The sequence below is a fragment of the Roseateles flavus genome, from assembly GCF_039872765.1.
Taxonomy (GTDB): Bacteria; Pseudomonadota; Gammaproteobacteria; order Burkholderiales; family Burkholderiaceae_C; genus Roseateles_B; species Roseateles_B flavus.
The window spans coordinates 398280-420201 of sequence record NZ_JBDPZC010000002.1 but is presented as its reverse complement, the minus strand read 5'-3'; the positions used below and the strand labels follow the sequence as shown (position 1 = coordinate 420201).

Annotated in this window: 18 protein-coding genes and 1 pseudogene; 10 read left to right on the top strand and 9 right to left on the bottom strand. The window is 71.4% G+C overall.

Annotated elements, in window-relative coordinates:
• Positions 1-6 precede the first annotated feature (6 nt).
• Genes ABDJ40_RS07560 through ABDJ40_RS07550 form a run of 3 tightly spaced genes read left to right on the top strand, consistent with a single transcriptional unit; the run spans position 7 to position 5029 of the window.
• Complete coding sequence (locus ABDJ40_RS07560; protein ID WP_347608301.1) at positions 7-1428, top strand: hypothetical protein; 1422 nt, start codon at positions 7-9, stop codon at positions 1426-1428.
• A complete protein-coding gene (locus ABDJ40_RS07555) occupies positions 1425-2198 on the top strand; it encodes a hypothetical protein (protein ID WP_347608298.1) in 774 nt (257 codons plus the stop codon). The genes ABDJ40_RS07560 and ABDJ40_RS07555 overlap by 4 nt, the downstream gene beginning before the upstream one ends.
• A complete protein-coding gene (locus tag ABDJ40_RS07550) occupies positions 2198-5029 on the top strand; it encodes an ATP-binding protein (RefSeq protein WP_347608295.1) in 2832 nt (943 codons plus the stop codon). Before ABDJ40_RS07555 ends, ABDJ40_RS07550 begins: the two co-directional genes overlap by 1 nt.
• 56 nt (positions 5030-5085) lie before the next feature.
• On the opposite strand, the gene ABDJ40_RS07545 is transcribed toward ABDJ40_RS07550, so the two are convergent.
• The 6 genes from ABDJ40_RS07545 to ABDJ40_RS07520 all read right to left on the bottom strand — a co-directional run bounded on the left by ABDJ40_RS07545 (position 5086) and on the right by ABDJ40_RS07520 (position 8775).
• A complete protein-coding gene (locus ABDJ40_RS07545) occupies positions 5086-5844 on the bottom strand; it encodes an MgtC/SapB family protein (protein WP_347608292.1) in 759 nt (252 codons plus the stop codon).
• Positions 5845-5948: 104 nt separating this feature from the next.
• Positions 5949-6425, bottom strand: a complete 477-nt coding sequence (locus ABDJ40_RS07540) for a DUF2269 family protein (protein WP_347608289.1) — start codon at positions 6423-6425, stop codon at positions 5949-5951.
• Entirely contained in the window at positions 6418-6789 is a 372-nt protein-coding gene (locus tag ABDJ40_RS07535; RefSeq protein WP_347608286.1) for a DoxX-like family protein, read from the bottom strand. Before ABDJ40_RS07535 ends, ABDJ40_RS07540 begins: the two co-directional genes overlap by 8 nt.
• Positions 6786-7691 carry an NAD-dependent epimerase/dehydratase family protein gene (locus ABDJ40_RS07530; protein WP_347608283.1) on the bottom strand — a complete coding sequence of 302 codons (906 nt, stop codon included), beginning with the start codon at positions 7689-7691 and terminating at the stop codon, positions 6786-6788. Before ABDJ40_RS07530 ends, ABDJ40_RS07535 begins: the two co-directional genes overlap by 4 nt.
• The gene (locus ABDJ40_RS07525; protein WP_347608280.1) at positions 7688-8170 is read right to left on the bottom strand and encodes a thiol-disulfide oxidoreductase DCC family protein; all 483 of its coding nucleotides are present in this window, start codon (positions 8168-8170) and stop codon (positions 7688-7690) included. The genes ABDJ40_RS07530 and ABDJ40_RS07525 overlap by 4 nt, the downstream gene beginning before the upstream one ends.
• Positions 8171-8229: 59 nt before the next feature.
• Positions 8230-8775, bottom strand: a complete 546-nt coding sequence (locus tag ABDJ40_RS07520; protein WP_347608277.1) for a GbsR/MarR family transcriptional regulator — start codon at positions 8773-8775, stop codon at positions 8230-8232.
• 88 nt (positions 8776-8863) lie between these two features.
• Between ABDJ40_RS07520 and trhP the strand changes: the two genes are divergently transcribed.
• From trhP to ABDJ40_RS07505, 3 genes are all read left to right on the top strand, one after another.
• Complete coding sequence (gene trhP / locus ABDJ40_RS07515; protein ID WP_347608274.1) at positions 8864-10249, top strand: prephenate-dependent tRNA uridine(34) hydroxylase TrhP; 1386 nt, start codon at positions 8864-8866, stop codon at positions 10247-10249.
• Between the two features lie 109 nt (positions 10250-10358).
• Positions 10359-12821, top strand: a complete 2463-nt coding sequence (locus tag ABDJ40_RS07510) for a phosphocholine-specific phospholipase C (RefSeq protein ID WP_347608271.1) — start codon at positions 10359-10361, stop codon at positions 12819-12821.
• Between the two features lie 423 nt (positions 12822-13244).
• On the top strand, positions 13245-13472 hold the full coding sequence (locus ABDJ40_RS07505; protein ID WP_347608268.1) for a hypothetical protein: 228 nt from the start codon (positions 13245-13247) through the stop codon (positions 13470-13472).
• Between the two features lie 29 nt (positions 13473-13501).
• Here ABDJ40_RS07505 and ABDJ40_RS07500 read toward each other — a convergent pair whose 3' ends face one another.
• Positions 13502-14527 carry an AraC family transcriptional regulator gene (locus ABDJ40_RS07500; protein ID WP_347608265.1) on the bottom strand — a complete coding sequence of 342 codons (1026 nt, stop codon included), beginning with the start codon at positions 14525-14527 and terminating at the stop codon, positions 13502-13504.
• 195 nt (positions 14528-14722) lie between these two features.
• Here ABDJ40_RS07500 and ABDJ40_RS07495 point away from each other — a divergent pair, with 195 nt between their 5' ends.
• The gene (locus ABDJ40_RS07495) at positions 14723-15907 is read left to right on the top strand and encodes a lipid-transfer protein (RefSeq protein ID WP_347608262.1); all 1185 of its coding nucleotides are present in this window, start codon (positions 14723-14725) and stop codon (positions 15905-15907) included.
• A 64-nt stretch (positions 15908-15971) separates the two neighbouring features.
• Positions 15972-17135, top strand: a complete 1164-nt coding sequence (locus ABDJ40_RS07490) for an acyl-CoA dehydrogenase family protein (protein ID WP_430765608.1) — start codon at positions 15972-15974, stop codon at positions 17133-17135.
• 53 nt (positions 17136-17188) lie between these two features.
• Here ABDJ40_RS07490 and ABDJ40_RS07485 read toward each other — a convergent pair whose 3' ends face one another.
• Positions 17189-18541: an erythromycin esterase family protein gene (locus ABDJ40_RS07485; protein WP_347608259.1), complete on the bottom strand. Its 1353-nt coding sequence runs from the start codon at positions 18539-18541 to the stop codon at positions 17189-17191.
• A gap of 252 nt (positions 18542-18793) precedes the next feature.
• On the opposite strand from ABDJ40_RS07485, the pseudogene ABDJ40_RS07480 reads away from it, so the two are divergent.
• Positions 18794-19360, top strand: a pseudogene (locus ABDJ40_RS07480) (P-loop nucleotide/nucleoside kinase family protein).
• Positions 19361-19526: 166 nt separating this feature from the next.
• Here the strand turns inward: ABDJ40_RS07480 and ABDJ40_RS07475 are convergent.
• Entirely contained in the window at positions 19527-20744 is a 1218-nt protein-coding gene (locus ABDJ40_RS07475; protein ID WP_347608484.1) for a 6-phosphofructokinase, read from the bottom strand.
• A 214-nt stretch (positions 20745-20958) separates the two neighbouring features.
• Between ABDJ40_RS07475 and ABDJ40_RS07470 the strand changes: the two genes are divergently transcribed.
• Entirely contained in the window at positions 20959-21915 is a 957-nt protein-coding gene (locus ABDJ40_RS07470; RefSeq protein ID WP_347608256.1) for a hypothetical protein, read from the top strand.
• Positions 21916-21922 lie beyond the last annotated feature (7 nt).

Genomic DNA, 21922 nt, shown 5'->3' with positions numbered 1-21922 from the left:
CGCGCGATGACCGATTCCCAGACCCGCGCCGTGGCCCTGCCCGAGCAGGACGCCGCGGCCGAGCGCTTTGATGACGCCACCGAGGCGCCCCGCTTCGAGGACTACTTCCGCGAGGGCGCCGTGCCCGGCGAGGCCCTGCTGTGGTGGCAGCTGGAGCGCAACGAGCCCCTGATCCAGGCCATGCGGGCCCTGTTCCACGGGCCTGCGGCACTGGTGCGCCTGCGCTTGTGGGTCTTCATGGAGCTGATGGCGCTGCCGGAGTCCCGCCTGCCGCGCGACACCCTCAACCGCCACTTCCACGCCCTGCGCGACGAGGCCCTGGAGCTGGTGCTCAAGCGCCTGCGCGAGGCCCAGCTGCTCGCCTGGGACGGCTCCAACCAGCAGTACACCATCACGCCCCTGGCCCAGCAGCTGGTGGGCCTGCTCTCGCCGCTGACCGTGGCGGGCGAGCAGGATGCTGACCTCGCCGCGCTGTTGGCCAACGTGGCCGGTGCCCATCAGCTCGGCACGCTGGACCCGGCCCAGCTGCACCACCTGCAGGCCCAGCTGGCGCGGCTCTACGACGAATTCGCCGACGCCATCGCGAGCGGCTCCGAGTTCCATCTGCGCCGCGCCCGCCAGCGTTTCGAGCGGGCGCTCGGCCTGGTGGAGCGGGCCAGCGAGGCGCTTTCGGCCATCATCGAGCAGGCCCAGGCGGACGGCAACGCGCGCCTGGAGCGCCTGGCCCGCGAGCTGGGCCTGGCCCAGGCCCGCCTGCTAGCCATGGCCAGCCAGTTCAACCGCGCGCTGCAGCAGGTGGACCGCCAGCGCGTGACCCTGGGCTCCACCGGCATCACCACCACGGACGTGCGGCGCTGGCTGCAGAACGTGCCCTTCCTGGAGAACCTCAGCCTGGGTGCGCTCTCCCGCCCCGTGCTGCCGGTGATGGTGGCCCAGCATGAGCTGCTGGACACCTGCGAGGCCGAATTCGAGCGCGACCGCCCTAAGCCGCCTACCCCCGAGCCGCTGCCGGCCGGCCTTGTCGCGCCCGAAGGCCAGCTGGCCGTGATGAGCCTGCCCGAAGACCTCGCCGGCATGCAGACCCTGCTGGGCCTGTGGCAGTCCGAGGGCCGTGGCGCGCAAGACCTGACCCCCGCCGTGCTGGGCGGCAGCTATGCCCGCGCGGCCTACCGCGCCCAGCTGCTGCCTTTGCTCGGTGACCCCCAGGCCCAGCATCTGCAGGGCGCGACCGGCGACATGGCCCGCCAGCCCTGGCGCGTGCGCTGGTCCGTCGAGCAGGGCGAGGTCGAGGACGAATTCGTCAAGTGGATGAGCCGTGGCCATCTGCTGCCGGTGGACGGGGCGGGGCAGGTGATGCTGCCGCCCGAGCTGGCCTCCACCCCCGCACCCGAACCCGACGCCGCCCCCGGCCCCGCATCCGAATCATGAGCAACACCCTGGACGACGCGGCCCACCTGGCCGCGCAACTGATCGCCCGCCGCTGGCTGCCCCGCAGCCACCCGCTGGTGCGCCGCGCCCTGATCGACACCGAGCTGTGGGCCGCGCTCAACGACCGCCTGGCCGCCGTGGGCCTGAAGCTGGTCGAGAACCTCTACGCCGACCACATCACCGTGGCCATGTTGCGCCCGGCCGAGGTGGCCGTGTTCGGCGAGACGGGGCTGGCCTCCAACAACAACCTGGACCTGCCGCGCGACGGCGTGGCCCTGCTGGTGGTGCTGTGGTCCCTGATCATCCTGCCCAAGCGCCAGCGCCAGATCGCCCGCACCGAGGCGCAGGCCGAAGGGCAGGGCGAGATGTTCGCCACGGACAAGCCGCTGCCGCTGGCGTCGAGCGTGTCGCCCACGCTGTCCTACCGCAGCCTGCTGGCCGACTTCGGCAACCAGCTGGGCAAGAAGATGCGCCTGGACGCCAACCTCAAGCTGCTGGAGCGCAACGGCTTCATCACCCGCCGCGCCGAGGACATCGCCGAAGGCCCGCTGCTGGACCTGCTGCTGGACTACGACGTGCTGGCCCCGCGCGTGCTGGACGGCGCTCTGGCCGATGTGCTGGCCCGCGCCACCGACCCGCTGGCCGGCCCGGCGATCAACGCCATCATCGCCAAGCGCAACGAGCCCGAGGCTGAGCCTGAGCCCGAGGCTGAACAAGACATGAACGACGCCGCCCCGACGCAAGCGGGCGACGCGCCGGAGACGCACTGATGTTTCACCTGCAATCGCTGGAACTGCTGCACTGGGACTACTGCCGCCGCGTCTCCATGCCGCTGGACGGCAACATCATCACCATCGCCGGCCCCAACGGCTCGGGCAAGACCACGCTGCTGGATGCCATGCGCACCCTGCTGGGCCTGGAGTGCTCGGGCGGCCGCACCTACAAGACCTACGCCCGTCACGCCAACGCCGAGACCGCCTGGCTGCGCGCCCTGGTGGACAACCGCCCGCGCGGCCGCCAGAACAGCAGCCGGCCCTTCGCCAGCTCGCTGCTGTATGCCGACCAGGTGACGCTGGCCTGCCGCATCGAGCGCCACGGCGGGGACTGGCAGCGCCGCTACCTGCTGGTCGACGGCGTCCATGAGATCGAGGCCCTGGCCGAGCGCGCCGAGAAGGACTGGCTGGGCATCGAGGCCTGGAAGAAGCGCCTGGAGGCCGCCGGCCTGACCCGCGCCATCGGCCGCGTGCTGGCCCTGGAGCAGGGCCAGACCGACCGCCTGTGCGAGCTGAGCCCCAAGGAGCTGCTGCGCCTTGTGTTCGAGGTCTTCGGCGACCAGGAGGTGCTGGACCGCTACGACCAGGCCCGCAGCCACCAGCAGCAGCTGAGCAAGGAAGTGGAGCAGGCGGCACATGAGCTCTCCCACACCCAGGCCCAGCTCTCGGACCTCGCCAACCGCGTCAACAGCTACCAGCAGTACCAGCTGCGGCTGAAGGAGCGCGAGCGCCTGGCCACCGAGGTGGTGCCGGTGCTGCAGTGGTCGGAAGGGCGGCTGCGCACGGCCCAGGCCCTGCGCGAGCTGCACCGCCAGCGCCTGTTCGCCTCGGGCGATCAGCGCAATATGGCCGCCAAGCGCGCCGAGCTGCATGCGCTGTTCGAGAAGCACGAGAACGCCAAGGCCGAGCTGCAGGACCTCGAGCGCCAGCGCAAGGAGGCCCGCGCCGCCTTCGACGCCGCCCGCGAGGCCGAGCGTCCCGCCGAGCTGCTGGCCAAGCGGGAGGAGGAGCTCAAGGCCCTGTCCGCCGTCGAGGCCGATGCCAAGGAGCTGACCGCCCGCCTGGAAGACCTGGGCAACCGCCAGCACGCCCTGCGCGAGAGCTACACCCGCACCAATGACCAGGCCCGCAAGGCCCAGGCCGCGATGGACGCGCTGCAGGGCCAGCGCCTGCCGCCGCCACCGCCCGAGGTCACGCGCTTCCGCAAGGCGCTGGACGACGCCGACATCGGCCACCATGTGCTGGCCGACTGCATCGACATCGCCGACGAGGCCTGGCGCGCCGCGGCCGAGGGCTTTCTGCGCCCCTCGCGCTGGGTGGTGGTGCTGGAGCGCTCGGGCGACGAGTCCCGCGCCTTCGCCCTGGCCGCCAAGGAGCGCTACCGCCATTACGTGGTGGGCGACAGCGAGCATGTGCCCTCCGTGGTGCCCAAGGACAGCCTGCTCTCGGCGCTGAAGGTCAGCGCGAAGCTGCCGGGCTGGCTGATCCGTCAGCTGGGCGGCATCCGCTGCGTCAAGGACACCGAGGCCGGCCGCGACGCGGGCGGCGAATGGATCACGCCCGACGCCTACTACCGCGACGGCCGCGGCGGCCGCAGCCTGTGGGTGGAGCCGCGCGAGTACCAGTTCGGCGTCTCCGCCCTGGATTCGCGCCGCCAGTCCCTGGAGCGCGAGCTGGCCCGCTACGACGGCGAGCTGACCCGCATTGCCAAGGAGCAGGCCGAGGTCGAACGCCAGCTCAAGGATGCGCAGCGCGCGGCCCAGGGCCACAAGGCGGCGCTGGAGCTGTCGGAGCGTTCCGACGAATTCGCCGAATGCCGCGCCCGCATGCCGGCGCTGCGCCAGGCCCGCGTCGAGGCCGCGACCCGCATGGCACAGCTCGACCAGGCGCACGACCGCGCCCTGGCCCAGGTCACGCGCAGCGAGCGCGACTACGAGTCCGCGCAAGGCTCGCTCAAGGCCAGCGAGGAGAACGTGCTGCGTGGCCAGCGTGACCAGGAAGGCCGGCTGCGCGAGCTCAAGGCCGCAGCGAAGGCCTCGCGCGAGGCGCGAGCCAAGTTCCCGTCCAGCTGGACCCAGCCGGCCCGCGTGGCCGCGCTGCGGGACGAGTTCGAGAACGCCAAGCAGGCCGAGATCGCCATGCGCCATGTGCAGCAGGAGCTGGACACCGGCCTCAACGCGGGCACCTGGGAGACCGACCCGGCCGTGGCCGACCGCCACACCCGCATGCACCTCTCCGTGCTGGAGCAGACCACGCAGCTGGAGGACCGCCGCGCCAGCAACGAGATGGCCCGCATCGCCGCCTTCAATGCCCGCGAGCGCTACATCGACGTGCTGCGCGCCACCGTGCGCCGCTACAAGAAGAACGTGCAGGAGCTGGGCGAGCTGGCCGGCGTGATCGCCCAGGCCGAGCTGCCGCACCTGGACAACGACGACCTCGTGCTGGCCCAGGCCGGCCTGCACGTGCGCTTCAACTTCGATGGCAAGGGCGAGGTCGGCCTGAACGACGGCGAGGCCTCGGGCGGCCAGCAGGTGCTCAAGAGCCTGATCCTGCTGGTGGGCCTGATGAAGGACGACGACAGCCCCGGTGGCTTCGTCTTCATCGACGAGCCCTTCGCCCACCTGGACGTGCGCAACATCCAGCTGGTCGGGCACTTCCTGCGCTCCACGCGGGCCCAGTACCTGCTGACCACGCCGATCACGCACAACGTGGAGGTCTTCGAGCCCTCGGAGATCACTCTCGTGACCAGCAAGAAGCCGCGCGGCGAGCGCTGGGCGCCGCCCATCGCGGTGCTGGCGCGGCGGCCGGAGAAGTCGATCTACGACTGAGCAGGAGGAAAGGGCGCCGCGGTGCCCTTTTTGCTGCCTGAGTCCTCTGCAGCGGCTCAGTTCCGCGCGTGGGTCACGCGGTACTCGCTCACCCCGGGCAGCTCGCCCAGGCGGCTGGAGAAGCGGGTGAGCGTCTCGCCCCGGTAGTTGCGCTTGGCTGTGCACACGAAGCGCCATTCCTCGTGCTTGCCCATGCGCTCGATGCTCAGCGAGCCGGGCGCGAAGCGGTAGCCCAGCTGCTCGGTGAAGGCGGCCAGCTCGGACTGGCTGAAGTGCCGGCCGTCCACGCCGCGCATCATCACCGAGATGGCCGGGTGCGAGGGCAGGGCGGACTCCAGCTTGGCGCCCCACATCATCAGACTGGCGCACAGCAGCGTGAGCGAGATGGCCGCGAAGTAGAAGCCCATGCCCAGCAGGATGCCGATGGCCGAGGCCGACCACAGCGAGGCCGCGGTGGTCAGCCCGGAGATGTTCATGCCCTCGCGCATGATCACGCCGGCACACAGGAAACCGATGCCGGTGACCACGCCCTGGATCACGCGGGTGGGGTCGGCGATCAGCGGGGCCGCGCCGCCCGCCACATGGCCACCGAACCACTGCTGCGGGTAGGCCAGCAGGATGACCACGCCCGTCGAGGCCATGCACACCAGCGCGTAGGTGCGCATGCCCGCGGCCCGGCCGTGAAAGGCGCGCTCGTAGCCGAGGATCAGCCCCAGCAGCATCGCGCCCATCAGGTGCAGCAGCATCAGCACATTGGCTTGCCACTGCTCGGCGGTCCAGTAGCGCAGCAGTTGGTCCAGGTCCAGCAGGCTCATGGGGTGATCTTGTCAGCGTGCAGGGCGCACCATGGCCTGACCATAGCCCTGCGCCGTGTGGCGAACAAGCCGAAGAGTGGCGAAATTGCCGCTTTGCTCGCGCTTCAGAAGCTCCATTGCGGCTTGGCCACCATCAGCCAGAAGATGAGAGGCATGGCCGCGAAGGCCGGGTAGCCCAGGCCCTCCCACCAGCGCGCATAGCGCCAGTAGCGCGCCGGGAGGGGCTCGCCATGGGCCAGCGCGGTCTCGGCCATGTCCCGCATGCGCAGCTGCAGCCACACCACGGGCAGCCAGCAGCCGCCGGCCACGACGAACAGGAGGAGGGCCGCCAGCAGCCAGGGCGTGTCCAGCGGCCAGCCGGCCAGGTGGACCATCCAGAGCCCGGTCAGCGGCTGCACGATCACGGTGGGCGTGGTGAACCAGGTGTCGGCCTTGACGACCATGCGGCACACGGCGGCCTGCGTCTCCAGCGAGCCCGTCCGGTTGGCGAAGAAGAGGTAGAAGGCCGAGCCGAAGCCCGTGCCGGCCAGCAGCACGCTGGAGATCACGTGCAGGGTCTTGAGGATCAGGTACTCATTCATGGCGCGGGGTCAGGTCTTGCAGGATCAGGAGCAGGGCGGCAATGGGCAGGTTCTTGCCCAGCGGGCCCAGGGGATGCAGCCACAGCGCGGGCTGCAGCACGGTGGCGACGAGCGTCATCAGGCCGACCAGGGCCAGGCAGGCGCGGTAGACCCAGGGCCGGTCCCAGCGCCACAGGGCGAGGCCCAGCAGGGCGTCTGCCGCGCTGCCCGCGGCGATGGCCGCGCCGTGCCAGGCCGGCGGCAGCAGCGTGCCGGTGAGCAGCTCGCGCGAGACACCCTGCCAGCCCAGCAGGCTGACCACGGCCGTGCCCAGCCACAGGGCGATGAGGCTGGCGCGGGCCCAGCGGCGGTGGCTCGGATTCATGCGGGCGCTCCTTCGAGCACCGAGCGCGGCACCCGGCCCAGCAGCGCCTGCAGCGGCGCGGCGTCCGCGATGTTGTCGGCGCCCAGCAGGGCCAGGGTCTCGCTGCCCCAGGGCTGGCGCGGGCAGAGATCGCCCATGCGGGCGGAGGCGGTGCCCAGGGCGGCCGGCAGCACCAGCAAGTGGGCGGGCCGGCCTCCGTGCCTCTGCCGCAGCGCGGCGATGAAGTCGGGCAGGGTGTAGCGCGCCGGGCCGACCAGGTCCAGCGTGGCGGGCAGCGGCCCCGGCGCGTCCAGCAGGCGGACGCAGGCCTGGGCCAGGTCCTCCACCCGGATGGGCTGGATGCGCGGGTTCACCGCCTGTGCGGGCCAGGGGAGCCAGGGCAGGCGGGCCAGGCGCTGGAAGAGGGCGGTGCTGGCGCCGCCCTCGCCAAAGACCACGCTGGGGCGCAGCACGCAGGCGTCCAGCCGGCCTTCGGCACGCAGCGCCAGCAGCGCGGCCTCGGCCTGGCGCTTGCTCTGGGCGTAGCGGGTGCGGCTGCCGGGCGGCATCAGGGCCGAGACTTGCAGCACCCGGCGCACGCCCGTGTTGGCGCAGGCGCTGAAGAGCGCCGCGGGCACGGCATGGTGGATGGCGTCCATGGACTGCCCGGCCTGCTCGCGCAGCACGCCCACGGCGTTGATCACGGCCTCGCAGTCGGCCACGCGGGCATGCCAGGGCTCGGGGCGGGTGTCGCGGCTGAAGTCCATGAAACAGGGCTCGACGCCCGCGGGCAGGGGGGCCGTCGAGCTCGCGCGAACGCCGGCCCGCACCGTGAAGCCCGCCTGCAGCAGAGCCTGCACGATGTGCCGGCCGATGAAGCCCCGGGCCCCGCACACCAGGACGCGACGCACGGGGCCGTTCATGAGCGAGCCTCAGGCGACCGCTCGCAGGCGCCGTCGCTGCAGCGGGGCTGCGCTGCGGCGCGCTGGGCAGCACGCCGGGCCGCGCGCTCGAACAGGCCCCGGATCAGCGAGCGCGGCAGGCGGTAGCGGTTGCGCACCACCCAGGGGTAGGCCCGGTCGGCGATCGGGCGGATCAGCGGATGGATCAGCAGCCGGCTCACCCAGGGCAGGCCCACGGCACGGTAGGCCGCCTCGAACAGATCCACCGCGCGCAAGACCTGACCCCCGGCGCCGACGCCATGGATGACGTTCATCAGCGCCGCCCGGTCCGCGCCGGGCACGGGAGAGACGAAGTCCGCGGGGCTGCAGTCCACGAAGCTCAGGCGGCCGTGGGTGTCCCGCAGCTGGAGGTTGCGGATCTCGGCGCTGCAGAGCTGGCAGGAGCCATCGAAGTAGATCGTCAGCGGGTACAGCGCTTCAGGCGTGTCGGTGGTATTCATTTGTCTGATATTTCGGTAGTGACAGAAATTGAAAGACAAAAAAGGGGCGCCGGGGCGCCTCAGGCGGTGCCGCCCGGCTTGCTCTCGCCGCGCACGAACTTCTGCACGCTGGCGCCCATCTTCAGCACCTTCTCCAGCGTGCTGGGCGAAAGGCGCAGCATTTCCTCGGACCAGGAGCCCAGCGTGTCCATGAAGCGCAGCGCCTCGCGGACGCGGTCCTGGGCATCCGGGCTTTCGCTGACGAAGGCCGGGTCGGCCACGATCTCGCTGAGCACGCGCACGGTGGGGTCGAACTCGCGCTCCTTGCGCTCGCGAACGATGGTGCGGAACAGCTCCCAGACGTCGACCGAGGTCTCGAAGAAGTCGCGCCGGTCGCCCAGCTGGTGGGTCACCCGGATCAGCTGCCAGTTCTGCAGCTCCTTGAGGCTGGTGCTGACGTTGGAGCGGGCGACGTTGAGGGTGTCGGCGATCTCCTCGGCGTTCAGCGGCCGGCCGTGGAAGAAGAGCAGGGCGTGGATCTGGGCCACGGTGCGGTTGACACCCCAGGCGGTGCCCATTTCTCCCCAGTGGACGATGAATCGACGTGCGCTGCTGCTGAGTTCCATGGCTGGCAGTCTAGAGCATCTGTAATTTCTGTCAACACAGAAATTGACCGGCTGTGAACCCGTGGGGCGGGGCTGGGACAATAGCGCCATGAGCCTCAAAGCCCCCGAACTCCTTCTCCCGGCCGGTTCCCTGGCCAAGATGCGCGCCGCCTACGATTTCGGCGCCGACGCCGTCTATGCCGGCCAGCCGCGCTATTCCCTGCGTGCCCGCAACAACGAATTCCGCCTGGAGCAGATCGCCCAGGGCATTGCCGAGGCCCACGAGCGCGGCAAGAAGTTCTTCGTCACCAGCAACCTGATCGCCCACAACGACAAGGTCCGCACCTACCTGCGGGACATCCAGCCCGTGGTCGAGCTCAAGCCCGACGCCCTGATCATGGCCGACGCCGGCCTGATCATGCAGGTGCTGGACCAGATGGAGCGCGGCCTCTTCCCCAAGGTGCCCGTCCACCTCTCCGTGCAGGCCAACACCACCAACTGGGCCGCCGTGAAGTTCTGGCAGAAGGCCGGGGTGGAGCGCATCATCCTTTCGCGCGAGCTGAGCCTGGACGAGGTCGAGGCCATCCGCAACGAGTGCCCGGACATGGAGCTGGAGGTCTTCGTGCACGGTGCGCTGTGCATCGCCTACTCGGGCCGCTGCCTGCTCTCGGGCTACTTCAACCGCCGCGACCCCAACCAGGGCACCTGCACCAATGCCTGCCGCTGGGAGTACGGCACGACGGCGGCCAGCGAGGATTCGGCGTCCGGCGAGGCCATCCCCGTGGGCAAGCTCGAGGCCGACTTCAACTTCGCCGAGGCACAGGCCGAGGCCGAGAGCAGCTTCTCCACCTGCGGCGGCGGCCAGCGCCACCCGGCGGCGGACAAGGTCTACTTCCTCGAGGAGAAGGGCCGTCCCGGTGAGCTCATGCCCATCATGGAAGACGAGCACGGCACCTACATCCTGAACAGCAAGGACCTGCGCGCCGTTGAGCATGTCGAGCGCCTGGCGCGCATCGGCGTGGACTCGCTGAAGATCGAGGGCCGCACCAAGAGCCTCTACTACGTGGCCCGCACGGCCCAGGTCTACCGCCGCGCCATCGACGACGCCGTGGCCGGCCGGCCCTTCAATCCCGAGCTGCTGCTGGAGCTCGAAGGCCTGGCCAACCGCGGCTACACCGGCGGCCTGCTGGAGCGCCGGCCGGCCCAGGACTACCAGAACTACATCAGCGGCCACAGCGAGCTGCACCGCAGCCATTTCGTGGGCGAGGTGACCGGGGTGCGCGAGGACGGCTGGGTGCAGGTCCAGGCCAAGAACCGCTTCGCCGTGGGGGACCGTGTCGAGCTGCTGCACCCGAGCGGCAACCGCATCGTCGAGCTGACCCAGATGCAGAACCTGGACGGCGAGCCCGTGCAGGTGGCGCCTGGCGACCCGGTGCGGGTCTGGGTGCCGCTGGGTCTGCCGGCGCAGGGCGGCCTGCTGGCGCGCCTGCTCTGATCGATTCAGGCGCGATGGGCCGAAGGGGCCAGTGCCGCCTTCATCGGCGGGCCGCAGTCGCCGCACAGACTGCCTGCTTTTTTGCGGCAGCAGACCGCCAGGAGACAGCATGGCCCCCGATTCCCTCGACCCTTCCGACATCAGCGAGACCGGCGTGAACCCCTCGCGTCGCGGCCTGCTGCTGGGCGCCGCGGCGGCTCTGTCCTCGGCGCCAGGCTTCGCCCAGACCATCGCCCGCGCCCTGGCCGTGCCGGCGCAGCGCCTCAGCGGCGGCCTGGGCGACATCGAGCATGTGGTCTTCCTGATGCAGGAGAACCGCTCCTTCGACCATTACTTCGGCAGCCTGGGCGGCGTGCGCGGCTTCAGCGACCCACGCGCCGTGCCGCTGCCCTCGGGCAAGCCCGTCTGGCAACAGCCCAATGGCACGGCGGACGTCTCTCCCTACCACTTCGACGTGCGCAACACCAATGCGCTGCGCGTGGGCCTGGACCATTCCTGGAAGGGCAGCCAGGCCGCCTGGAAGGACTGGAACGCCTGGGTGCCCAGGAAGGGCGTGCGCTGCATGGGCTTCTTCAACCGCCAGGACCTGCCCTTCTACTACGCGCTGGCGGACGCCTTCACCGTCTGCGACGCCTACCACTGCTCGATCTTCGGGCCCACCGACCCCAACCGCTTCTATGCCCTCAGCGGCCACTGCGGCGGCGTGGTGACGGGCATCGGCGACTCGCGGCTCTACAACGTCACCGGCGGCATCTACAACGCCGACATCGCCAATGACAACAGCGCCGCCAGCGGCATCAGCTGGCCCAGCTACGCCGAGCAGCTGGACGGCCTGGGCGTGAGCTGGAAGGTCTACCAGGAGTGGGACAACTACGGCGACAACTACCTCCAGTACTTCCGCCGCTACCGCGTGGACGCCAGCGGCGCAAAGCTGACCCCGGCCTCGCCCCTGTACCAGCGCGCGCGGGCCATGGCGGCGGGCTCGGGGCCGGGCGGCGTGGGCAGCACGAGCGGGCAGTACCTGATCGACGCCTTTGCCAAGGATGCGCGGGAAGGGCGGCTGCCGGCGGTCTCCTGGATCTGCGCGCCCACCGAGTACTGCGAGCATCCGGAGCAGACACCCAATGCCGGCGAGCACTTCACGGCGCGCCTCCTGGCCGCGCTGGTGGACCAGCCCCAGGTCTGGGCCAAGACCCTGCTGGTGCTGACCTACGACGAGAACGACGGCTTCTTCGACCACATGCCCGCGCCCGTGCCGCCCCTGAGCAGCGTCCAGGGTCGCAGCACCGTCAGCACCGCCGGCGAGACCTACGGCAGCGAGCCCATCGGCCTGGGGCCTCGCGTGCCCATGCTGCTGATCTCGCCCTTCACCAAGGGAGGCCGCGTGAATTCGCAGCTGGCGGACCACACCTCGCTGATCCGCCTGCTTGAGGAGTGGCTGGTGCAGGGGCGTGGCCTGCCGCGCGAGCGCGTGCAATGCCCGCACATCAGCCCCTGGCGCCGCGCCGTGTGCGGTGACCTCCTCAGCGCGCTGCAGCTGGGCACCGCGGATGCGCGCTGGCCGGCCAGCGTGCCCCTGAGCGCCAGCTATCCGCGCAGCTGGGGCACGCGCGAGGCCCTGCCGCCCGCGCTGCAGCCGCTGCCGGCCCAGGAAGTGCTGTCGGGCTTGCCGCGGCCGGCCTGCCCGCTGCCCTATCGCTCCGTGGTGACGGGTGCCGTGCAGGGCGATGCCCGCCAGTTTGCCCTGAGCTTCGCCAACCTCGGCAGCGTGGGCGCCAGCTTCATCGTCCATTCCCAACTGCGCAGCGACGGGCCCTGGCACTACACCGTGGAGGCCGGCAAGCGGGTGGACGCAGAGGTGTGGAACTGGTCCGGCCCGGCCTACCACCTGCGGGTGCAGGGTGCCAACGGCTATCTGCGCGAGTTCGCGGGCGCGCTGGGCGCCGGCACGGCACGGGCGGACTTCAGCCTGGAAGAGGATCCCGCCAACGCCGGCGTGCGCCTGCGCCTGTCCAATGCGGGCAGCCAGCCGATCCGCCTGACGCTCAAGGACTTGGCCTATGGCGATGCCGCCGTGCTCACCGTGGACCTCGCCCCCTCGCAGTCACGCGAGTTCAGCCGGCCGCTGTCCAACAGCCGCGGCTGGTACGACCTGGGGCTGACGGTCGAGGGCGATGCCCGCTTCTGGCGGCGCTTCGCGGGCCACCTTGAAGGTGCCGGACTGGACTTCAGCGATCCGGTGCTCAGCGGACAGGCTCTTGCCCAGCCTTCACCGGCGCTTCCCGGCCTGCCCGCCGCCGCCCGCTTCGGCGCCAGCGCCCCGCAATGCCGGGTGGGCGAGAGCGTCACGCTCAACTGGGTCAACCTGCCGGCGGGTGACAAGCACTGGATCGGCGTCTACCGCAAGGGCGACACGCCGGGCAGCACCTCCTCGCTCAAGTGGAACTATGTGAGCGCGCCGGCCGGCAGCCAGGCCCTGGGCGGCCTGCCCGCCGGTGACTACCTGCTGGGGCTGTTCCTCAACGACGGCTATGTCCAGGCGGCGCCGGCGCTGGCCCTGAGCGTGAAGTGAGCCGAACCGCCAGGGCGCGCCCCTGCGCCCATCGCCGCCGGCTCCTGCGCCGCGGGACGGGGCTGCTCATGGCCTGACCCGGCATCGCGGCTGCGGTCGATCCCGCGGGGCCGGAGGCCGCTGCGGCCGCCTGTGTCCAGTCGACCCCCCGGCTTGTGCGGGGCGAGCGGGTCGATCCGGGGCCTGCCGAGGGCTGCGGCGGGTCCGCCACGCCGGGCGTCTTCCAGGGCGCCTCCCTGGCCAAGCCCGTGGTGGCCACCCTGGTCTTGCGCCGGGTGCTGAAGGGGCAGCTGGAGCTGGACGGCCGACTACGCCCGCTTCCTGGCGGCCACCCTGGCGGCCACCCTGGCGGCCACCCTGGCGGACGGCGAGCTGCTGGCGCTGGTCACGGCCTCGCCCGTGGCGGTTCCGGAGGTGCCGGGCGTGTCCGGGGGCCTGGGCAGGGGCCTGGAGCAGACACCGGGCCGCCGGGCGCTGTGGCAGTGGGGCGCCAATCCGGGCTTCCGTTCGCTGGCCATGGCCGAGCTGGAGTCCGGGAACGCGGTGGTGGCGCTGGTCGCGAAGGACAGCGGCATGGACCAGGCCAAGGCCCTGCTGCGCCAGGCGCTGCCCGGGCCGCATCCCGCACTGGCGCTCAGGCTGGTCGGCTGAGCAAGGGGTCAGGTCTTGCTGACCCGGGCCTACTTTGCGCGCCGGTAGCTGCCGGGCGCCAGGCCCGTCCAGCGCTTGAAGGCGCGCTGGAAGGCCGCCGTGTCCGAGAAGCCCAGCTCCAGCGCCAGCTTGCCCAGCGGCAGGGCACTGGTGTGCAGGCGGTAGATGGCCACCTCGCGCCGCAGCTGGTCCTTGAGGGACTGGAAGCTGCTGCCCTCGGCCGCCAGGCGGCGCTGCAGCGTGCTGGGTGACAGGTGCAGGGCCTCGGCGCAGCGCGCCAGGTCCGGCCAGAGGGGCTGGGCCCGCTGCAGATGGGCGCGCACCTGGCCGCTGATGCCCGCATCGCGCCGGGGCAGGATGACCTGCACCGGCGCATCGGCGACGAAGCGCCGCAGGGCCTGCTCGTCGCGGCAGACGGGCAGCTTCAGGCGTGCCGCCTGGAACCACATCGCGCTATGGGCCTGCTCGAAGCGCCAGGGGGCCGGGAAGATGGGGCCATAGCCCTCCGAATAGGCCGGCCGCGCATAGGCGAAGTCGAAACGGACCGCCGGCAGCTGGCCGCCCACCAGCCAGGCCAACAGCCGCCAGTAGACCCGCAGCACCAGCTCGTGCAGGTGGGGGTTCGCGGCCACCTCGGGGTTGTGGAAGCACAGCTGCACGCCCGCCAGCTCGGGCCCCTCGTGGACCAGGACCAGGCTCAGGTCGTCATGCAGCAGTCGGAACACATGGGCGATGTGGCGGATGGCCTGCTCCAGCGTCGCGCCGGCAATGCCGGCCCGCACCTGCAGGGCAAAGGAGCCGCGCTTGGAGGGGCGGGACATCATGCCCAGCACCTCGTCGTCGTGGCGCTCGATCAGGGTGCGCAGCAGCGTGGCCAGCTGCAGAGTCGAGATGCGGGCGCCGGGCTGGCTCAGCGCCTCGGGCGGGATGCCGGCCTCCAGCAGCAGCTCGCTGCCCTCGATGCCGCGCCGGCGCAGGCCGGACAGCAGGTTCAGCGCGAACTCGATGCCCACGGTCAGGGCCGGGGCCGGCTTGAGGGACAGGCGGGATGTCACAGCCGTCCACTGTAGCGCGGGGTGGGGGCGCGGCGTGGCGATGCCCTGCCCAGGGTGCGCGAGGTGAAATGACATCACGGCGCGGTCTTTTGCCATCGCCGCGGGCACCGGCCCTGCCTAGCATGGCGGGGTCGCCGGCTCCGGGGCTGCGCCGAGGGGCGCGCCGGTCGGGTGGCAGGCAGAGGAGCAAGGGCCATGAATCGCAAGGTACTCGTCGCCGGGGTCGGCATGATCCCCTTCACCAAGCCCGGCGCCAGCGCGCCCTATCCGCAGATGGCCGCGGAGGCCACGCGCCTGGCCCTGGCTGATGCCGGCCTGGGCTATGCGCAGGTGCAGCAGGCCTATGTGGGCTATGTCTATGCCGACAGCACGGCCGGCCAGCGCGCGCTGTACGAGGTGGGCATGAGCGGCATCCCCATCGTCAACGTGAACAACAACTGCTCCACCGGCTCGACGGCGCTGTTCCTGGCGCGCCAGGCGGTGGAGAGCGGGGCGGCGGACTGCGTGCTGGCGCTGGGCTTCGAGCAGATGAGCCCCGGTGCCCTGGGCTCGGTCTTCAAGGACCGCCCCAGCCCCTTCGACCGCTTCGACCAGACGACGGACGAGCTGGTCGGTCATGCCGAGATTCCGCTGGCGCTGCGCTACTTCGGCGGCGCCGGCCTGGCGCACATGCAGCAGTTCGGCACCCGGCTGAGCACCTTCGCCAAGATCCGGGCCAAGGCCAGCCGGCACGCCGCCCACAATCCCCTGGCCCTGTTCCGTACGGTGGTCAGCGAGGAGGAGGTGCTCAATGCACCCGTCATGTGGCCCGGCGTGATGACCCGCCTGATGGCCTGCCCGCCGACCTGCGGCGCCGCGGCCGCCCTGGTCTGCTCGGAAGACTTTGCCGCGCGCCACGGCCTGCGTGCGGCGGTGCGGATCCGGGCCCAGGCCATGAGCACCGACGGCCCCGAGACCTTCGAGTCCCGCGACATGCGCGAACTGGTCGGCTTCGGCATGGCCCGGCGCGCCGCCGAGCAGGTCTACGAGGCGGCCGGCGTGGGGCCGGCGGACCTGGATGTGGTGGAGCTCCATGACTGCTTCGCGCACAACGAGCTGATCAGCTACGAGGCCCTGGGCCTGTGCCCGGTGGGCGGCGCGGAGCGCTTCGTGGTCGACGGCGACAACAGCTACGGCGGCCAGGTCGTGACCAACCCTTCCGGTGGCCTGCTCAGCAAGGGCCACCCGCTGGGCGCCACGGGCCTGGCGCAGTGCACCGAGCTGGTCCAGCAGCTGCGGGGCACGGCGGGCCCGCGCCAGGTGCCGCAGGCGCGGCTGGCGCTGCAGCACAACCTCGGCCTGGGCGGTGCCTGCGTGGTGACGCTCTACGAGCGGCTGTAGACCGACCCTTTTGCCCGGATTGGCGGCCGGCTGCGGCGGGCCGCATGTCTTCAGGAGTTCCCCCATGAGTCAGTCCCTGTTCCCCCGCTTGCACCGGCATGCCTGGATGGACGAGCAGATCGAGGCCTTCCGCGAGCAGGTGCGCCGCTACGTCACGGCCGAGCTGGCGCCCCAGCTGGAGGGCTGGCGGCGCCAGGGCTACATCCCGCGCGAGGTCTGGCGACCCTTCGGCGCCCTGGGCTTCCTGCTGCCGGAGCTGGACGAGGCCTGGGGCGGCGCAGGCGCCAGCCTGGCCTACCAGCTGGTCGTGCAGGACGAGCTGGCCCGCGCCGAGATGCCCGCCAACACGGCCGTGCACACCATCGCCGCCCACTACATCCTGGACTACGGCACGCCGGCGCAGAAGGCGCGTTGGCTGCCAGGGCTGGCCAGCGGCGAGCTGCTGGCCGGCATCGCCATGACCGAGCCGGGCTGCGGCTCCGACCTCAAGGCCCTGCGCACCCGCGCCCGCAAGGAGGGCGACGGCTATGTCCTTGACGGCGCCAAGACCTTCATCACCAACGGTTTCACGGCCAATCTGCTGGTGGTGGCCGTGCGCACCGGCGAGGCCGGCAGCCGCGGCGTCTCTCTGCTCGTGCTGGAGACCGAGGACCTGCCGGGCTTCAGCGTGGGGCGGCGCCTGGAGAAGCTGGGCCAGCATGCCTCGGACACCGCGGAGCTGTCCTTCCAGGGCGTGCGCGTGCCCCAGGACCAGCTGCTGGGGGGCGTCGAGGGGCAGGGCTTCCGCCAGCTGATGAGCCAGCTGCCCTATGAGCGCATGCTGCTGGCCGTCCCGGCGGCGGCCACCATCGAGCGCGCCGTGGAGCTGACCGTCGAGTACACCACCCAGCGCCAGGCCTTCGGCCAGTCCGTCGCCAGCTTCCAGAACACCCGCTTCAAGCTCGCCGAGTGCGCCACGCTGGCCCATGTGGTTCGCAGCTTCGTCAACGACTGCGTGCAGCGCCTGCTGGACGGCACGCTGGACGACGAGGCCGCCTACATGGCCAAGTGGTGGACCACCGAGCAGCAATGCCGGGTGATGGACGAGTGCCTGCAGCTCTTCGGCGGCTACGGCTACATGGCCGAGTACCCGATCGCCCGGCTCTATGCCGATGCCCGCGTGCAGAAGATCTACGGCGGCACCAACGAGATCATGAAGGACCTGATTGCCCGGCGCCTCCTGGGCTGAGGCCGGGGCCACCGTCCCGCGGAGGCCGTCAGCCCTGAGCGCCAGGGGCAAGCTCAGGGCGCCATGCGCGCCGGGCTGATGCTGGGCAGCAGCCACAGCCAGTCCCAGTGCCGGCCGAGCTGGCCTGGCTGCTGCGAGTTTTCGACGCCGCCCTGCCCGTATTCGTAGGCGAACTGGGGCAGCGTGACCGGGGCCGAGGCCCTGACCAGCACAGCCTGGCCCGGATGCTCGCGCGCCAGCTGCTGTTCCAGGGCCTGCGGCGGCTGCGCGGGCACCTCAGCCTCCTGCAGGCTGACGTAGTCCAGGTAGCGGCCGCCTGCGGCGCTGAACTGCAGCACCTGGTAGGCCGGCCCCCATTGCCGGTGCATCACCTCGCCGGCCTGCAGGTGGCCGGGGTCGCGCTGGAAGCCGCGCGCCAGGTGCACGGTGTGGCCCCAGACCACGGCCTTGCGGCCCGGATGGAGCTGCTCCATCAGCCAGATGGCGTTGTCGCCCATGGCCTGGTCGCGCTGGTAGTCGGCGCCGTTGCTCCAGAGGCTGCGGGCCTGCGCGTCCATGCTGCGGATGACGCGGCACCACCAGCCTGCCCCCCCTGGCTTCGCGCGCGCTTCCCTCACGGCGCACAGCGCGTCCTGGAGCGCCTGCGAGCGGGCCAGGAAGGCCTGGCGCTCGGCCGCCGGGGGCGCCTGCCGCGAGAGCGTGAACAGGGTGTTCAGCTGCCGCGCATAGGCCTGCCAGCCGGCATCCTCCGCCAGGGCACGGCCGCGCGCGCCGCCCACGCCGCGCTGCAGCGCCCGACGCAGCCCCCGTGCCAGGTCTTGCTGGCTGCGCAGGCCGCTGTGCTGGCTGTCGATGCCGGCCACCAGCAGGGGCCGGCCCATCGCCTGCTGCTGGTCGAGATAGGCCATCAGCGCCTGGCCCTCGACGCTCTTGGAGTACATGTAGAAGACATTGCCGGGGGCGCCCCTGGTCCAGCTCGACGCCCGTGCGGCGGAGGCCTTGCTCCGAGCCTTTGCGGCCGCCTGGACGTCCTGCTGCAGCTGCCCCACGTCGAAGAAGCCGCTTTCCAGCAGCAGCACGTCGAAGCCCTGGGTCTCGTGCAGATGGCGCAGCAGGCGCAGCTTGGTGGCGAACTCCTCGTGCCCGCCATGCGTCTGCTCCGCCAGCCCCAGCACCCGTACGCCCGCGAGGCCGGCCGTGAGGGGCGCGAAGTCGGCGGCGTCGTCGCTGCGGGCATCGCCCGTGGCGCTGCGCACCGGCCAGGCCTGCCAGGGCGGGGCCTGCTCGGCCCGGGCCGGCGCGGGGCCGAGGAGGCCTGACAGCAAGGTGGCCAGCCCGATGGACAGCAGGCGGGCAGGCGGGCGAGCCAGCATGGCAGGGCGGGGGCGCGGAGGCAGGACGGGCATGGCGAAGTCAAAGGAGCCGCAGGACGACGCGATGCTAACCAGCCCCAGGGCCGCCCGGACCCTGCAGGCCACCCGGCTCAGCACGCTTGTGCGAGGGCCCCACCTCGAGGCATGGGCGGTTACGACGCTCGGGGCCAGACCCCAGGGCGGCCTGCCGCCGGGCCATGGCCTGCCGGCAGCCCCGGCAGCAGGAGGGTCAGGTCTTGCTATGCTGGACGATGACAACGCCAGACTTCACGGAAGGACCGCCCCATGCCTAGGGTGCATCTCGTCGAAGGCCCTGTGGGAGCAGGGAAGTCCACCTTTGCCGCCTCGCTTGCCGCCCGCACCGGCGGCGTGCACATCGCGCTGGATGCCTGGTTCGCCCGGCTGTTCAGCCCGGACCGTCCGGCCGGTGACTTCATCCCCTGATACCTGGAGCGCAAGGACCGCCTGCTGGCACTCATCTGGGCTCACAGCCAGGCGCTGCTGGCCACCGGGACGGACGTCATCCTGGAGCTGGGCCTCATCCAGCGTCAGCCGCGCATGGACTTCTGCCGCCAGGTGCTGGACCTGGGCTTCGAACTCCTGGTGCATGAGCTGGACGCGCCGCGCGAGCTGCGACGGACCCGTGTGCAGCGGCGCAATGTGGAGCAGGGTGCGACGTTTTCCATGGTCGTGCCGGAGGCGGTCTTCGAGCTGGCGAGCGATCTGTGGGAGCCGGCGGATGAGCAGGAGCGAGACGAGTACGCTGTCGAGCGGGTCTCCACCGCATCGGGCAAGGAAGGCGAAGGCTGGGTGCCGTACCGCACCAGCCCGGAAGCGCCTGGACGGCCGTGAGAATGGGGCCTTCGGCCTGTCGGGGTCACCCGGTGCGTCGGTGCCGTGTTCCTTTGCGCAGCCGCCCATGGCTGCGTCGCGCCAAGCCTATGCGTGTCCGCAGGGCCGTTCGACTTGGGACGGCTCTCGGGCTGGCGCAAGGGCCCTGAAGAGGAAGTAGCCGCCCTCAGGGCTTCAGCACCTTCGCCACCGGATTGGGCCGCAGCCTGAACGCGTCCGGCATGCCCGAGCCCAGCAGTGGGCGCAGGTAGAGGCGGAAGGCGTCGGTGACGTCCGTGCCGCTCTCGCTGATGAAGTGGTCCTCCATCACCCGGGTCTTGCCGGCCACGGCCTCCAGGGGCAGGAGCTCGTAGTCCACCGAGTAGTAGCCGTTGCGGCGGATGGCCACCGAGCCGTCGCGATCGCCCCACATGGCGTACTGCACGGCCTTCTCGCCCACTTCGCGGGCCTCGCGCTGGTCGACGTCGGACACGCAGCCCACGAAGCTGCGCTGCAGGTAGCCGAAGGTGTCGCCGCGCACGCGCTTGATCTTGAGGCGGGTCTTGATCTCCTCGCACAGCAGATCGGCCAGGGCGCCGGTGCCGGAGAGCTGCACATTGCCGTGGGCATCGTGCTCCAGGTCCTTGGCCAGCCGCGCGGCGATGGGCTGGCCGCTGGCGTCGTGGATGCCCTCGCTGACGGCGATCACGCAGCGGCCATGGCGCTCGTGGACCGCCTTCACGTCGGCCAGGAAGCGGTCGATCTCGAAGACGCGCTCGGGCAGGTAGATGAGGTGGGGGCCGTCTTCATCGAACTTCTTGCCCAGGGCCGAGGCCGCGGTCAGGAAGCCGGCATGGCGGCCCATCACCACGCCCACGTAGACGCCGGGCAAGGCGGCGTTGTCCAGGTTGGCTCCCGCGAAGGCCTGGGCCACGAAGCGCGCGGCCGAAGGGAAGCCGGGCGTGTGGTCGTTGCCGACCAGGTCGTTGTCGATGGTCTTGGGAATGTGGATGCAGCGCAGCGGATAGCCCGCCTGGCGCGCCTCCTCGGCCACGATGCGAACGGTGTCCGAGCTGTCATTGCCGCCGATGTAGAAGAAGTAGCCGATGCCATGCGCGCGCAGCACCTCGAAGATCTGCTGGCAGTAGGCGAGGTCGGGCTTGTCGCGGGTGGAGCCCAGGGCCGAGGCCGGGGTGCCGGCCACGAGCTCCAGGTTGTGGCTGGTCTCCTGGGTGAGGTCGACGAAATCCTCGTTGATGATGCCTCGCACGCCGTGGCGCGCGCCATAGACCAGGTCGATGCCCCGGTGCCGTCGCGCCTCCAGCACCACGCCGACCAGGGACTGGTTGATCACGGCGGTCGGACCGCCTCCTTGGGCGACGAGAATCTTGCGGGCGGCGTACATGCTCACGGAGGGCTCCTTGGGTGGTCGGGCGCTGGCTGACGTTCTACACCATGCCGGCCGTGTTGGCACCTTGGATTGGCCGACTTGATGCAAAAGCTAATGTCGAAAGCACATCCTCAAGAGGGTGGACGGTGGCGGCTCTGACGGCGCCCCCGGCTTCCTAGAATTCCGCGGCTGGCCGGGCAGGCCAGGGAGGGGGCGGGTGGTGCAATTCATGGCAAAGGTGGGGCACAGGCAGGGGCTGAGGCCGGGGACGCTGGACCTGACCGGGCGCCAGCGCTGCCAGTGGGGTCAGGTCTTGCGCGAGCTGGAGGCCGAGGGTCAGCTGGCGGCCAGCCTGCCCGAGGGGCTGGGTCACCTGCCGCCCGGCAGTTCGCCAGAGGCCTGGATCGATCTGGCGGAGGCGCGGGGTCAGGTCTTGCCCTGGCTGCTGCGTCAGCTGAGCCTGCGGGCCCACGACCTGAAGCTGCACACGCTGGGTCGGGACCTGGGCCTGTGCGTGGACAGCCGCGAGCGCCTGCAGTGCAGTCCCGGCTGGCGCCACTGGACGGGGCTGGACTCGCCGGCGCAGGGGCTGTTGCCCGGTGCCGGTGCACTGAGGCCGGCGCTCGCTCCCACGATGGTCCTGGAGGTCTGGGTGCGCCGCCTGCTGTGCCTGTGGCAGGGCGGGGCGGCGCCCGCGTCCTGGACGCCACGCAGCCTGGTGCTGGACCTCGGCTCAGACCTGCTGCCGCTGGACGAGACCGTCGTCCCTTCGGACGAGGGCAGCGCGCCCGCCGTGCGCTGGCAGCTGGCGGCCCTGCCTCGGCATGTGGCGGACGAGCCGCCGCGCGTCGAGGCCCGTTTCCGGCCTCCCCGGCCTTCTTCCCGTGAGGCGGGGCCGGCGCTGCCACGGCTGCAGCAGGACGGGCCTGCCGCGCCCCCGCCGGACCCGGCCCTGCTCGGACAGCCGCAGGCCGGGCCGGTGCTGCTGCTGGGGGCCGATCCCGGCCGGCCCCCTCAGCTGTGCCTGGTCCTGCTGCAGCGGCGGGGAGGCGTCTGGTGGCATGACGGCCGCCCCGTCGCCATGGCCGGCGGTGCCCTGTGCCTGGACCTGCAGGGCCGGCTGCTGGGCTATTGCCAGCCCTTGAGCCTGGAGGCCGTCTGCCTGCTGGCGCAGCCCGCGGCCTGAGTGGCGC